At 64.0% G+C, this 13,145-nt stretch carries 11 protein-coding genes and 2 tRNA genes; 5 read left to right on the top strand and 8 right to left on the bottom strand.

Annotated features, from left to right (window positions below):
• Nucleotides 1-4 precede the first annotated feature (4 nt).
• From J5Y21_RS02335 to J5Y21_RS02325, 3 genes are all read right to left on the bottom strand, one after another.
• Nucleotides 5-586 (bottom strand): ATP-dependent Clp protease proteolytic subunit, encoded by a 582-nt coding sequence (locus tag J5Y21_RS02335; RefSeq protein ID WP_210572409.1) that lies wholly within the window; start codon nt 584-586, stop codon nt 5-7.
• 207 nt (nt 587-793) lie between these two features.
• Nucleotides 794-2,188 (bottom strand): trigger factor, encoded by a 1,395-nt coding sequence (gene tig, locus J5Y21_RS02330; RefSeq protein WP_210572407.1) that lies wholly within the window; start codon nt 2,186-2,188, stop codon nt 794-796.
• 70 nt (nt 2,189-2,258) lie between these two features.
• Nucleotides 2,259-2,332, bottom strand: a tRNA-Pro gene (locus tag J5Y21_RS02325).
• A gap of 249 nt (nt 2,333-2,581) precedes the next feature.
• Between J5Y21_RS02325 and J5Y21_RS02320 the strand changes: the two genes are divergently transcribed.
• Nucleotides 2,582-3,145 carry an META domain-containing protein gene (locus J5Y21_RS02320; protein WP_210572400.1) on the top strand — a complete coding sequence of 188 codons (564 nt, stop codon included), beginning with the start codon at nt 2,582-2,584 and terminating at the stop codon, nt 3,143-3,145.
• Between the two features lie 110 nt (nt 3,146-3,255).
• On the opposite strand, the gene J5Y21_RS02315 is transcribed toward J5Y21_RS02320, so the two are convergent.
• Nucleotides 3,256-3,330, bottom strand: a tRNA-Gly gene (locus J5Y21_RS02315).
• Between the two features lie 133 nt (nt 3,331-3,463).
• Between J5Y21_RS02315 and J5Y21_RS02310 the strand changes: the two genes are divergently transcribed.
• Nucleotides 3,464-4,270, top strand: coding sequence for a DUF1542 domain-containing protein (locus tag J5Y21_RS02310; RefSeq protein ID WP_210572398.1), 807 nt, complete (start codon nt 3,464-3,466; stop codon nt 4,268-4,270).
• 177 nt (nt 4,271-4,447) lie between these two features.
• Here the strand turns inward: J5Y21_RS02310 and J5Y21_RS02305 are convergent, their stop codons facing one another.
• A complete protein-coding gene (locus J5Y21_RS02305; RefSeq protein ID WP_210572397.1) occupies nt 4,448-5,944 on the bottom strand; it encodes a metallophosphoesterase in 1,497 nt (498 codons plus the stop codon).
• Between the two features lie 190 nt (nt 5,945-6,134).
• On the opposite strand from J5Y21_RS02305, the gene J5Y21_RS02300 reads away from it, so the two are divergent.
• From J5Y21_RS02300 to J5Y21_RS02290, 3 genes are read left to right on the top strand one after another with little or no spacing between them, the layout of a single operon-like run.
• Nucleotides 6,135-7,112 carry a nitronate monooxygenase gene (locus J5Y21_RS02300; RefSeq protein WP_210572395.1) on the top strand — a complete coding sequence of 326 codons (978 nt, stop codon included), beginning with the start codon at nt 6,135-6,137 and terminating at the stop codon, nt 7,110-7,112.
• A gap of 8 nt (nt 7,113-7,120) precedes the next feature.
• Nucleotides 7,121-7,903 carry an enoyl-CoA hydratase-related protein gene (locus J5Y21_RS02295; protein WP_210572394.1) on the top strand — a complete coding sequence of 261 codons (783 nt, stop codon included), beginning with the start codon at nt 7,121-7,123 and terminating at the stop codon, nt 7,901-7,903.
• 31 nt (nt 7,904-7,934) lie between these two features.
• Entirely contained in the window at nt 7,935-9,152 is a 1,218-nt protein-coding gene (locus J5Y21_RS02290) for an imelysin family protein (RefSeq protein ID WP_210572393.1), read from the top strand.
• Here the strand turns inward: J5Y21_RS02290 and J5Y21_RS02285 are convergent.
• From J5Y21_RS02285 to J5Y21_RS02275, 3 genes are read right to left on the bottom strand one after another with little or no spacing between them, the layout of a single operon-like run.
• Nucleotides 9,149-10,948 carry a galactosyltransferase-related protein gene (locus tag J5Y21_RS02285; RefSeq protein WP_349236911.1) on the bottom strand — a complete coding sequence of 600 codons (1,800 nt, stop codon included), beginning with the start codon at nt 10,946-10,948 and terminating at the stop codon, nt 9,149-9,151. The genes J5Y21_RS02290 and J5Y21_RS02285 overlap by 4 nt on opposite strands.
• A complete protein-coding gene (locus J5Y21_RS02280; protein ID WP_210572392.1) occupies nt 10,945-12,048 on the bottom strand; it encodes a glycosyltransferase in 1,104 nt (367 codons plus the stop codon). The genes J5Y21_RS02285 and J5Y21_RS02280 overlap by 4 nt, the downstream gene beginning before the upstream one ends.
• Nucleotides 12,045-13,016, bottom strand: coding sequence for a glycosyltransferase (locus tag J5Y21_RS02275; RefSeq protein WP_210572391.1), 972 nt, complete (start codon nt 13,014-13,016; stop codon nt 12,045-12,047). Before J5Y21_RS02275 ends, J5Y21_RS02280 begins: the two co-directional genes overlap by 4 nt.
• Nucleotides 13,017-13,145: the final 129 nt, after the last annotated feature.

Here is a 13,145-nt window from a genome sequence, read left to right as displayed (position 1 = left end):
CCGGTTAGTTGCTGATCGTGCCCTGGGCGCTGGAAATCACGTGGTCGACGATGCCGTAGTCCTTCGCCTCCTGGGCGTTGAACCAGCGGTCACGGTCCGAATCCTTCGTGATCTGCTCGAAGGTCTGGCCGGTGTGCTCCGCAATGAGCTCAGCCATCTCGCGCTTCGTCTCGGCGAACTGCTCCGCCTGGATCGCGATGTCTGCTGCGGTACCGCCCACGCCCGCCGACGGCTGGTGCATCATGATGCGCGCGTGCGGCAGCGCGAAACGCTTGCCCTTGGTGCCGCCAGACAGCAGGAACTGACCCATCGACGCCGCCAGGCCCATGCCGTAGGTGGCGATGTCGCACGGGGAGTACTTCATCGTGTCGTAAATCGCCATACCAGCGGTCACGGAGCCGCCCGGCGAGTTGATGTACAGCGAGATGTCGCGGTTCGGATCCTCCGCGGACAGCAGCAGGATCTGCGCGCACAGCTTATTCGCGATCTCGTCGTCCACCTGCTGGCCGAGGAAGATGATGCGCTCGCGCAGCAGACGCTCGTACACCGAGTCGCCCAAATTCATGCCGGTTGCCGGAGAAGTCATCGAAGTGCTCCTTTAAGTATTTTCAATCGTCGTTTCTCGCCTACGATAACGCCCCACCCTAGTTGCGGATTCCGCGAGCGGGGCCATGTTCGCTGACAGCGTAGAAGGGCAACGCAATGCTTATCGACGCTCACCTCGACGTGACAGCGAAAAACCTCCCGGCCGAGGTGGATTTGTTCACACGGCTGGGAGGTTCAGAGAAGAGTCTTACTTGTCTTCCTCGGTTGCAGCATCGGCGACTGCCTTGTCGGCGGCCTCTGCCTCAGCGACCTCGTCCTCGTCGATCTCACCAAAGTAGTCGTTCGGGTCGATGGTGTTGCCCTCGTCGTCCTTGACGGTGGTGCGGGAGATGGCGGCGGCGAGAGCCTTGCCGCGGCGGACGTCGGCGAAGAGGTTGGCGACCTGGCCGGACTGCTGCAGCTGCATGATGAACTGGTTCGGGTCCATGCCGTAGGACTGCGCGGTGAACAGGATGTGGTCGGTCAGCTCCTGCTGGGAGACTTCCGGCTCTTCCTGGTCGGCGACGGCGTCGAGGAACAGCTGGGTGCGCACCGACTCCTCAGCCTGCTCGCGGGATTCCTTGTCGAATTCCTCGCGGGTCGTGCCCTGCGCCTCGAGCATCTGGGCGAAGGCTGCCTCGTCGTGGGCCATCTGGCCGAGGATCTGGTGGAGCTGGTTGTGAACCTGCTCGTCAACAACCGCGCTCGGCAGCTCGAACTTCGTCTGCTCGAGAGCAGCCTTGAGCACCTCGTCGCGAATGTCGGCGGCCTGCTGAGCCTTCTTGTTCTCCTCGAGCTGGCTCTTGGTGGACTCGCGCAGCTCCTCGACGGTGTCGAACTCGGAAGCCATCTGGACGAATTCCTCGTCCAGCTCCGGCAGCTTACGCTCCTTGGACTGCTGGACGGTGACCTTGATGGTGGCCTCTTCGCCCTTGTGCTCGACGAACTGAATCTCGGAGGTGAACTCGGCTTCCTCGCCGGTCTTGAGGCCCTTGATGGCCTTGTCCAGACCCTCGATGAGGTCGTCACGGCCGATCTCGTAGGTGATGCCCTCGGTGGAGGCCTCCTCGATCTTCTCACCGTCGATGGTGGCTTCGAGATCGATGATCGCGAAGTCACCCTTCTTCATCTTGCGGCGGGTGTCCTTGAGCTCACCGAAGCGGGCACGCAGGTTGTCGAGCTCCTCGTCGACGGCCTCGTCGTCGATCTTCAGGGCCGGCACCTCGACGGAGATCTTGGAGAAGTCAGGGACCTCAATCTCCGGACGGATGTCCACCTCAGCAGTGAACTCGACGAAGTCGTTGTCCTCGATCTTGGTGATGTCGATCTCCGGCTGGCCGATGACCTTCAGATCATTTTCTGCCACAGCAGACTCGTAGCGGGTCGGCAGCATATCGTTGACGACCTGCTCGAGGATGGGGCCGCGGCCAAACCGGGCGTCGATAAGCTGGCGCGGTGCCTTGCCGCGACGGAAACCCGGGATGTTGACCTGCTGTGCGATGGCCTTGTACGCCTGGTCGATTTCCGGGCCGAGCTCGTCAAACGGAACGGTCACGGTCAGCTTCGCGCGAGTGTCGCTGAGCTTGTCCACGGAAGTCTTCACGGAAATTCTCTCCTGGCTAGATTTGCGGAATCGTTCAAAGTATGTCGAGGAGACTTAAGAAGTCTCCTTGTCGGGGCGACAGGATTTGAACCTGCGACCCCCTGCTCCCAAAGCAGGTGCGCTACCAAACTGCGCCACGCCCCGTAGGTCATTGAAAGCCCCCGGCTGTTGACCGGGCTGGCTCACGGGAGACGATTCTAGCGTGAGCCAAAAAAGCGCCGTTTCATTGGGGGCTGGGTTACGCACGAAAAGACGCTTATCGACGCACCTTTTGTGACCGCCCCGTTATCTCCGGTGTAGATTCCTGCACAAAACCTATCGGGTAAATAACAATGCCCTCGGCTTCCACTCGGAACCGTTGACCTATCGTGAGCTGCTCATACTCTTGGAGTCATGAGTACTAGCACTGTAAAGAAACTGTCCATCGCGACAGCAGCTGCGGCCCTCACGGCCGGCATGCTCGGCGCCGGCACCGCAAGCGCCCAGGAGCTGTCCTCCAACCCAGACCTCGCCAACCAATTCGCTCAGATGAGCTCCGCACTCTTCGGCGGCGGCCAGCAGGAACAGACCGGCCTGATCCAAAGCCTGCCGGAAGGCGCCCGCCCATTGACCGCGCCCGAAGCTAGCCGTCTCAACGGCAAACTGGTCGCCCAGAAGAATGACTTGGTGTCGCTCGATTTCCGGTCGCAGCCCTCCGCGCGGGGCCACCTGATCATTGCTGACGGTTGTAATTCCGGCACCGCCAACTACTTCTTCGAGCACGACAACCGACTGACCATCACCGACATCCTGCTGACGAAGAGGGCATGCGACCCGCCGGCAACCGCTGACTCCGATGCCCTTCTGCAGGTTCTGCGGTCCCACCCCTACCTCTACCGCATCGACGACACCACCTATGCCGTGGGCGCAGACCCGGAGCATGCCATCATTTTCAACCTTCACCCCGACCAGCAGTAGGAGCTGCACCCACCCCAGAAATAAACGGACGCCCCGAGAATCCGACAGGATGCCCGGGGCGTTTCGTCATGCTTCAGCAGGTCCCGCCGAAAGCAGAAACCGGCCGAAAGTGGAGGGAATGACGGGAATCGAACCCGCGTCTTCAGCTTGGAAGGCTGAGGTATTAGCCACTATACGACATTCCCACGTGCGCAAACATGTGTAAATTCGCGTGCAGCCGAGTCTATCCCACCGCGCGGTTGACTCCAAAAATACGCCGGAAGGGAATGTCGGGAAAGCCGATATCGTTGGAGAAAGCAGTTACGGAAAGGAGCGAACATGGGACTTCTCACCTTGCTTGTCATCGCGGGAGTCATCGGCGGCACCGTCACGCTCATCGGCCGCACGCAAAATAACAGCCAACGCGCACAGGTCGAAGGAGCCAATTTCGAGGACGCGCTTGCGGACGCACGACGCTGGGTCGAGCGCCTCGGCCACCAGGTGCTCACCATTTCCGGGACAGACACCGCCTCGGAACAAGCGATGGCAGACGCATCGGAACGCTATAACGCCGCCAACTCCGCGCTGACCCAGGCGCGGACCGTCAAGCAGGCACAGCTCGCCCGCGAGTCCGCGCTCGAGGGCATGTATTACGTCAACGCCGCACGCGAGATCATCGGTCTGGCTCCCGGCCCAGAGCTTCCCGAACTCGAAGCGCAGCGCCAGGCTGGCCGCGTGAGCGAGCCCCGCAGCGCCGAATTCGACGGCGAAACCGTCCAGGCTTCCCCGTACGCAAGCAATGCCACGCCGCACTACTACCCCGGCGGCGCTGTCGCCGGCCGCCCAGTGCCCGCTGGTTGGTACTCCACTGCCTGGTGGGCGCCCGCTGCCATGACCGGCGTGTGGGCGGCGAGCTCCATGATGTTCTATTCCACGATGTTCGCCGGGATGGCCACCGCAGCCAGCGCAGACAGCTTTGAGGCCGGCGGGCTAGACGGCGCCGGCGCGGATGCCGGCGACATGGGCGACGCTGGCGCGGACGCCGGAGACATGGGCGACGTCGGCGGCGGCGCCGACGATGGCGGTGGGTTCTTCGACGACTTCGGGGGCTTCGGCGATGGCGGCGGACTCGATTTCGACTTTTAGTAGCGGATCACCAGCGCGCCGGAGTTTTATCGAGCGGTTAGTCCCGTCCGAATCGCGATCCCCAAAAGACCAGGTCAGATGTTACTGGTGTGACGCCAAACTGCAACGGGACTAACTTCTCCTGCGTAGCCCCCGCGGCGGCGGCGCCGACGATGGCGGCGGGTTCGACTTCGACTTCTAGTAGCGGATCACCAGCGCGCGTGAATCGAGCGGGCCGAGCATCGCTTCGGGGCTGAGACCGAACATCGTCCAGCGGGTCCGGGCTGCCCAGCGCAGCGCTTCTTCAGAGGAATTCTGGCGGAAATTGACTGCCATTCCGTCCTGGAAGAAACGGATCTGGGTTGCGCCGGTGGGCCAGTTTTTCACCGCGGGTGTCTCCAAGAAGACGGTGTTCTTGGCAACATCGGGGCGGTTATTGCGGCCACGGTGAGTGTGGCCTGTGAGAACGAGCTTGATGTTGTCTTGGGCGGCGATCATGCGTTGGAGACGCATGATGTCCATGTCACGCAGAACAAAAGCGGGGCCGGCGGGATTGGTCCAGGCTGCCTGACGCGTGGCCGGGTGGTGCAGCATGACCACGATTGGCGTTGAGCGGTCCTCGTCGAAAATGGACTGGATCTGCTTGAACTGCTCGTCGGAAATCATTCCGCCGCTGGTGTCCAGCTTGGTCGAGTCGATGCCCACCACGCGCGCGATCAGGTCGCCACCGGCACCGCGGATATCTTCCACCCATGCAGTCTGGCGGGGCTCGAAAACGGCACCCCAGCCATCGGTGTGCTTGTCGTCGTAGGCGGGGGCGTCGGCGTACTCGGGGCCGTCGGAAAGCTTGTGCGGGCGATCGTGATTGCCGCGAGTGCAGCGCACCTTTCCATTGAAGCCATCCAGCAGTTCTTTCGCCTTTGCGATTTCCCAGGGGCGCGCTTCGGAGGTGACGTCGCCGTTGACGAACAGGTGGCTGGCGCCGACGGAGTGAGCGGTGTCGATCACTGCATCGAGGGAGACCTCCGGGTACGGGCGCTCCCCCGGTAGGGAACGTGCCGGAGGCGGGAAATTGTTCATCCAGATGCCGTCGCCGTTCTCCCCGATGTGGGAGTCGTTGGCGACAATGATGGTTCCCAACATCGGTCCGGACAGACGCGGCAGGGTGGTGAACAGGCGGGTGTCCTCCTGCTTCCGGTTGTGCGTCGCGGCGGCTTCGGTTCCGTGAGAGGTGGCAAGGAATGCGTAGGTGGTGTCTGCGCGCAAACCGGAGACCGTGAGCTGGTGGAAAAAGCGGTCGGACGGGCTTTTCACCACGGTCGTGTCGGAGGGGTTGTCGACCGGCCAGACGCGGAGTTCGCCGGCGGTCGGCAGCCCCTTCGGCGCTTTGTCGGATGCGCTCTGCGCCTCCCACGTCAGCCACGTGATCGTGGCGGAATCTTCCGTCACCGTGACCACTTGTACGTCGCCGGCAAGAAAGCGCCCGCGGCCGTTGGAGCCGATATTTCCGACGACCAGGCCGGATTCCGACGATCCGACAGACCTCCCGCCGGCAGGGCCGAACAGCTGGAGCACGGAAGATCCACTGGAAGATTCGCTGCTGGATTGGGCGAGCGCATGGGCCGGGGCGACGAGCGTGGAGCCCGCACCGATGGCGAGCGCCTTGAGCAGAGTGCGACGGGACGTAGAAGACATACTGTGAAAAATATGTGCTCGGATTGACAGAAAAGTTAATTCCACGTGGCCTTTCAGCGAACCTGGCCGGAGGCGACGCGTTCATCCCGACCAAAATTCGCGTTACCTACGCAACACTTTTAGTCAATGTGTAATGTGGCTCTCATTAGGTAGTCCGAACAATCACGGCGAGATTCAAGGAGAGTCGACAATGGCAGCAATCCAGACCCGCGTCAACGAGATGCTCGGCATCGAGCACCCGATCATCCAGGGCGGCATGCAGTGGGTCGGCACGGCCGACTTGGCATCCGCTGTCTCGAATGCGGGCGGCCTGGGCATCCTCACGTCGCTGACGCAGCCGTCGCCGGAGGACCTGGGCAAAGAGATCGACCGGATGCGGGAGATGACGGACAAGCCGTTCGGCGTGAACCTGACCATTCTGCCGACGATCACGCCGCCGCCGTACGAGGAGTACCTGCGTGTGGCCGTCGAGAAGGGCGTGAAGATCGTCGAGACAGCTGGCGCGAACCCGGCGAAGCTCGTTCCGATGCTCAAGGACGCGGGCGTCACCGTGATCCACAAGTGCACCTCCGTGCGCCACGCACTGAGCGCGCAGGACAAGGGCGTGGACATCGTCAGCGTCGACGGCTTCGAGTGCGCTGGCCACCCAGGCGAGGACGACATCCCGGGCCTCGTGCTCCTTCCGGCAGCAGCGGACAAGCTCGACATCCCGATCGTCGCTTCCGGCGGCATCGCCGACGGCCGTGGCATGGCTGCAGCGCTCGCGCTCGGCGCCGAGGGCATCAACATGGGCACCCGCTTCCTGTGCACCGAGGAGGCTCCGGTCCACCGCAACGTCAAGGAAGCGATCGTGGAGCGCTCCGAGCTCGACACCGAGCTCATCTTCCGCACGCTGGGCAACACCGCGCGCGTGGCATCCAACGAGGTCAGCCGCGAGGTCGTCGAAAAGCTCAATGCTGGCGCGCAGTTCCCCGAGGTCCGCGACCTGGTTTCGGGCCAGCGTGGCCGCACCGTTTACGAGAACGGCGACCTGGACGCGGGCATCTGGTCCTGCGGCATGGTCCAGGGCGTCATCAACGACATCCCGACCTGTGGCGAGCTGGTCCCGCGCATCGCGAACGAAGCGGCGGACATCATCACCGGTCGCCTCGCAGGCTTCGTCAAGTAGAGGCAGCTATGTCAGGCGAGCTCAAGGGCAACATCACTTCGCTTATCGACGGCGCGGTCGCCCTCATCCGCATCTCCAACCCCGCCAAGCGGAACGCTTTGGAGCCGGATTCCTACTGGTCCATCGGCGATGCCGTCCAAGCGGCGAATGCCAACCCCGACGTGCGGTGCATCATCATCACCGGCGACGAGAAGTCCTTCTGCTCCGGCATGGACATCGAGGCATTCACCGGTGAGGGCACGACGGAGGTTGCTGCGCACTCGCTAGGCGGCATCGAGCACATGATCGGTTCGATCACGCGTGCCGACGTGCCTGTCATCGCCGCCGCCGAGGGCGCTGTCGCTGGTGTCGGCGCATCTCTCGCCTGCGCGTGCGATCTCATCGTCGCTGCAGAATCCGCATTCATCACCCTGCCTTTCGGCCGCATCGGCTTGATGCCGGACGGTGGCGCGGTGGCGACGCTGGCGGCGTCGATAGGCAGGCACCGCACCATGCAGCTGGTCCTGTTGCAGGAGCGCATTCCTGCTGCCGACGCCGTTGATCTCGGCCTGTTCGCCGAGGTCACGCCGACTGGTGGTGCCCTTGATAAAGCGAAGCAGTGGGCCGAAAGTTTCGCTGCGTCCCCGCGCGGTGCTGTCGCTGAGACAAAGCGTGCTGTGAACCGCGTCGCGCTGACCGAGCTGCCGAACAGCATGGTCAACGAAGCCCGCTTCCAGACCGAGCTGCTGCAAAGCCCCGGCCACAAAGAGGGCGTCGCAGCATTCCTGGAGCGTCGCGCGCCGAAGTTCTAGTCACCCGCGCGGGAATGGATATAGTCGCACCATGAAGCGCTTCCCTTCCCTTCTCGCGGCGACGTCCCTCACCTTCACGCTGAGCGCGTGCACGCAGGACACCCCCGGGGAGACCATCGAGGTCACCGCATCCGATACCGAGTGCACGGTGTCGGAGGACTCGGTAGAGGCGGGCACGGCGACCTTTTCTGTCGAGAATTCCGCTGGTGCACCCCTCGCATTCTTCGTGCTCGCGCCCGGAGGCGGGCGCGTGTACGGCAGCCGGGACGAGATCGCGCCGGGCTCATCAGCTGACCTCAAGGTCTCGCTGGAGCCCGGCGAGTACGCCACCGCCTGCAAACTCGGCTGGCGCGGACCCGATATTGGCCCAGCGCGGTTCACCGTCACCGGCGATACGGACACCGCCGCCGAAGGTTCCGTGGAGGAGCGCCTCGAGGATGCCCGCGACAATTACGTCACATTCGCGCGCAGGGAGCTCGCTGAGTTCCTTCCCCAGGTCGAGGAATTCGCGGAAACTTACGCCGCAGGCGACGATGAGCGCGCCAAGGAGCTCTACCCCGCCGCCCGCGAGAAATACATGCGCATCAGCCCGCTGGCAGTGTCCGTCGGCGTGCTCGACGAGCGCATCAACGCTCGCGAGGAGGAGTACACCGCACAGGCCCGCGACCTGAAGGAGCGCGACCAGACTTTCACCGAGTGGCTCGGGTTTCACCGCATCGAGAAGGACCTGTGGCCGGAAGAGGATGCGGAAGCATCTGAGCCGGAGGAGCCGACCACTCCGCGCGAGCGCCGCGAGATCGCGGACGCGCTCATCGGCGATGTAGAGCAGCTCAAGATGACCGTCGACAAGTCGAGTTTCATCAAATCGCGCGACATCACCATGGACACGATCGTGCGCGGGGCGCTTCGTCAGACCGAGCAGCCGGCACACGATGTCGACGACGCGATCGGGGCGGTTCACGCTTCACGTGCCGTATTCGACGCGGTCAAAGACATTGCCGCCGACCGCGGGGAGGAAGGCGAGAAGCTCGTCGACGACACTGAGGGGCACCTCGATTCCCTCCAGCGCTCCCTGGAAGATCAGGTCGCAGAACTCGACAGCTCGGACGATGTGGACGGTACTGAGAACACCGAAGACGCCGAAGACGCGGAGGAAGTGAACTCCACCATCGATCTCGGCGAGCTGCACGAGGACCTGACGCGCCTTGCCGACCTTCTCGGCCTCGAAATGGAGGAGCAGGAGGGCTAAGGGGTGCGCTGCCAGGAGTCGTCGATAAGCGCGATTGCTCCTGCTTCCTCGAATGCGCGCAACCACCCTTCCATCGGCCACTGACCCCATTTCTCATAGAAGACGGCCGCGTTGCGCAGGATGTCGTCGAGGTGCTCCCACGGCGGCGAGGAGACCGGGTGCCACTGGTGGTATGCGTGCGCTCCGCCGACCCACAGCAGGTCGATGCCGTGTTCGCGCAGGTTCCACGCGAAGTCAGTGTCCTCCCCGCCGTAGCCAGAAAACGCATCGTCGAAGCCGCCGAAGGTGTCGACGATTTTCTGCCATGTTTGCGCCGTGCACGCGAAGGAGAGCGACCAGAACAGGTCGTAATTATCGGCAGCGACGATCTCGCCGGCGGGCGGGTTCGGGCGCGCGGAGTGGGGGTCCGGCCGCACGGTCCGCAGCTCCCCTTCTTTCATGTACGTCACGGGACCGGCGACAACAGCGTCCGGGTGCTCGGCGAGCGCTTTCGTGTACAGCGGGACGAGATCGCCGCCGGCGAGACAATCCGCATCGAGGAAGATGAGGACCTCGTTGCCGCGCGCGATCGCCTCAGCGGCACCACGGTTGCGGGCACGCGCGAGGTTCGGGTGTCCGCCTTTTGCGCCCGATTGCTTATCGACGTCCACAACGTGGCTTTTCGGCACTGCCTTTTCCAGCAGTGCGTGGTCTGCGAGCGCGACGGTGATGTGGTCGGTGCCCTCGGGCGCGAGATTGACCTGGTGCGTCAGATGGCTGGCGCGACCGGCGTTGGCGAGCGTGACGATGGCAGCTGTGCTGTCTGTCGGGTCGTCCGCGATTCGCGCGATCACCTCGGCCGCCCGGCGCGCGGACCCAGCGGTTTCCCAACGCGACCAGTCGGTGTTCAGCTCGCGGGCGGCGGCGAGCACGTCTGGCCACTCCTCCGGCGCCGGGAAGCGCTCGGGCACCACGGCGAGACCTTCGCGTGCCAGCAGCTTTGCGGAGGCTTTCTGCTCGATGAACGGCCGCGGCTGCGGAAGGATCACGGCCGGGGCGCCCAGGTGAGCGATGTCCGCGATGGAGTTCTGGCCGCCCGCCGCGACGACCACACCGGCGCTGGCGATCAACTCCGTCGGGTCATCGACACGGTTCTCACCCGTCAAGAAGGTGAACCGGTAACCGGGGCAGGCGGCTTCTACTGCGTCCCAGTCACCGGGATCCCAGGTGGACCCGCCTTGGCCAGCCATAACCACGACGTGTTGCGGATCGCGGTCGACTCCACGCGCTGCATCGGGGCGGTCGAGCAGCGTGATGCCGCCGACTGGGTGCAGGCGGTCTGAATGCGTGCGCAGGTGGTCGGGCACTGGCACCCACGAGGGCCAGGCGGCAATGATGGCGTCGGACTGGCGGTAGGCGAGCTGGTGCGGCGCGTCGTCACGCAAGCCAGGCATCGCCAACGTGACCACGGGGACGCCCATGAGCCGCAGGAACATGCACACCTCGGCAGAGACGTCGACATAGAACGCGGCTGGGTCGTTCTCGTCGACCCAGGATGCGATCGCTGCGTAGCGTTCACGCAGGCCACGGTTGCCGTACGGGGCGTAGTGGAGAGTGCCTCCTGCGGTCATGGCTCGGCCGGTGTGGCCGTGCCCGGCGTCGTCGGCAAGCACGATGTCCGCGTCAGGCGCAGTGGACAAAATCACGGCATCCCACCCGAGCTCCGCCAGTTCGCGTTGAATCCTCCGGCAGCGCCGAATGTGCCCGCTGCCATGGTGGTGGGCATAAATGCCGACTATTTTTCTGGCTGTGCTCACCCGACCATCACCTCCCGGTAGTAATCGACGTAGCGGCGCGCCGTTTGCGTGAGACTGTGGTTGTCCACCACCCACTCCCGGACCTTGGCGCGGTCGAGGTGGAGCGCGCGATGAATCGCGCCCGCGAGGGCGACAACGTCATCCCGTTCGACGAGCACCGCCGGCGCGTCAGCGAGCAGCTCTCCCATCCCGCCGCGGTCGAAAGCCGCCACCGGTGTGCCGCACGACATTGCCTCGAATGCCACCAGTCCGAACGGCTCTTCCCAGCGCGGCGTGACCACGCAGACTGCATGGCGGCCGACCAGTCCGCGGAGTTCGGCGTGCGATAACTCGCCGACCCAACGGATCAGCCGGCCGTCCAGGCGAGGGGCGATCTCCTCCTGGAAATACGCGTGCTCACCCTTCCGGCCAGCGATGGTCAGGGGCAAACCGAGGAGACGGCACGCATCCATCGCCAGGTGAAGACCCTTCTCGGGAACGATGCGACCGAACCACACCGCCCCGTCGCCGCCCGGACCAAAAGCCCAGCGCCGCACGTTGACACCGTTGGGAATGACCTCGACAGGCGTGGGCATGCACCAACTGAGGGACGTGGTCGTGCTCACCGCGGCGAACCGGCCTGCCAGCTGACCTGCCGCATCGACCGCCTGCTGAATCTCAGCAAGCTGCGGGGTGTGCAGAGTCGTGAGCATCGGAAGCGGTTCGGGCGAGTACACCGACGGAAACATAGCCGGGCTCAGGCTGTTGTTGTGCACAACGTCGTACTGCTGCTTGACCAGGTAGGACCTCAAGCGCAGGAAGGCGCGCTCTTCACGCTCTTTCTCCCCCGCCGGGTACGTGGTGTCCGTGGCGTCCTCAGGGTGCGCACCCCAGTCCACACCAGGTAGTTCGTATTCTTTGACGTTGCCGTCGGACCCTTTCGCGGCGAAGAAATCCACGTCGTGGCCCTCCTCGCGCAGAGCCATCACCATTGTGTGGCAAAACGCCTCCAGCCCGCCCGCGTACGGCTCGCGGATCGGGTACCGCGCGGGTGCCACGAACGCGATCCGCAAACGCGGGCCGCTTCGCACATCGCCTGTGGCAGGCAGCGTGATCGTCATTGCCGCGCCCCCGTCTCGGCAGCCGCGGCATAGATGTCGGCGTGCACCTGTTTAATCGCGCGAAGCTGCGCATCACGGTCGCCGCGGTACGGCACCGGGTCCGCCGCCAGCAACGCAGCTGCGGCACGTCCGGCAGCGGCGCCGTCGCCAGCACGGTACACAGCCACAGCCTCAGGCGCGTCGGCTTGATCCGCGTAGCAGCCGCAGTCCGGCACAGCCACGCTCACATCCAGGTCACGACACATCTCCAACCAGCCAGAATGCGTTCCCCGCACATACGGCAAGATGCACACGCGGTGGCCTGCCACAGCCTTGTGCAAAGCTGCATCGTCGAGGGAGTCATGGGTGACTAGGGAGAGCCCGTCGATAAGCGAAAGCTCGGTGCGCAATTCGCGCGTGGCCGCAACGTCGTGCGCGTAGACAGTGAGGGGCACATGCTGCGCGATCTCGCGGTAAAACTCGACCTCCGCCACGACATTCGCGCGCAGCGACTTCAGGAAGACAGCGGCATCTGCGGCAGCTTCGACGTCGGGCATTTGCTTGACGACGGCCGGGTGCCCCACCACCGCCACATCCTCACGCCCGTAGCGCTGTGCGATCGTCGCCGCGGCGCACTCGGTGAGCGTGACCACCTGCTTCGCCGCGCGCACGAGCACCCCCACATTCGCGCGGTGACGTTCCTGGTCGTCCGGGTCCGACAGGTGCGGATTATCAAGGTCGTGCACCGTGACCACAAGCGGAACCGGCAGTGCGTCAACCAATTCCTGGAGCTGCTCCGGGGTGCGGTGCTCGTACCCGAAGTGAATGTGCACTACATCGACATCCCGTGGCTCATCCCACCACTGTGCCTCCAGCGCCGGGTGAGGCCACCAATTGCCGTTGATATCGGGATCGGGATTAAAGCTCGCGTTATCAGGCTTGATCGCCTGCGGATAGACATGTTCTGCAGGGATTGAAAGAACTTTCATCCCACCGTCCCTCCGCCGAGCTACTCGCAAATGGCGGCCGAGGTCCACGCGGACCACGGCCGAATACCGTCCCTAATATAAACGTTTTTGCACACGTCGGCACGGGGGTCCTATTCCCACAGCTATATT

This window comes from Corynebacterium sp. Marseille-P3884, assembly GCF_017942225.1.
In the GTDB taxonomy this organism is placed as follows: domain Bacteria; phylum Actinomycetota; class Actinomycetes; order Mycobacteriales; family Mycobacteriaceae; genus Corynebacterium.
The sequence above is the reverse complement of the archived record's forward strand: the minus strand, read 5'-3'. Positions and strand labels throughout refer to the sequence as shown.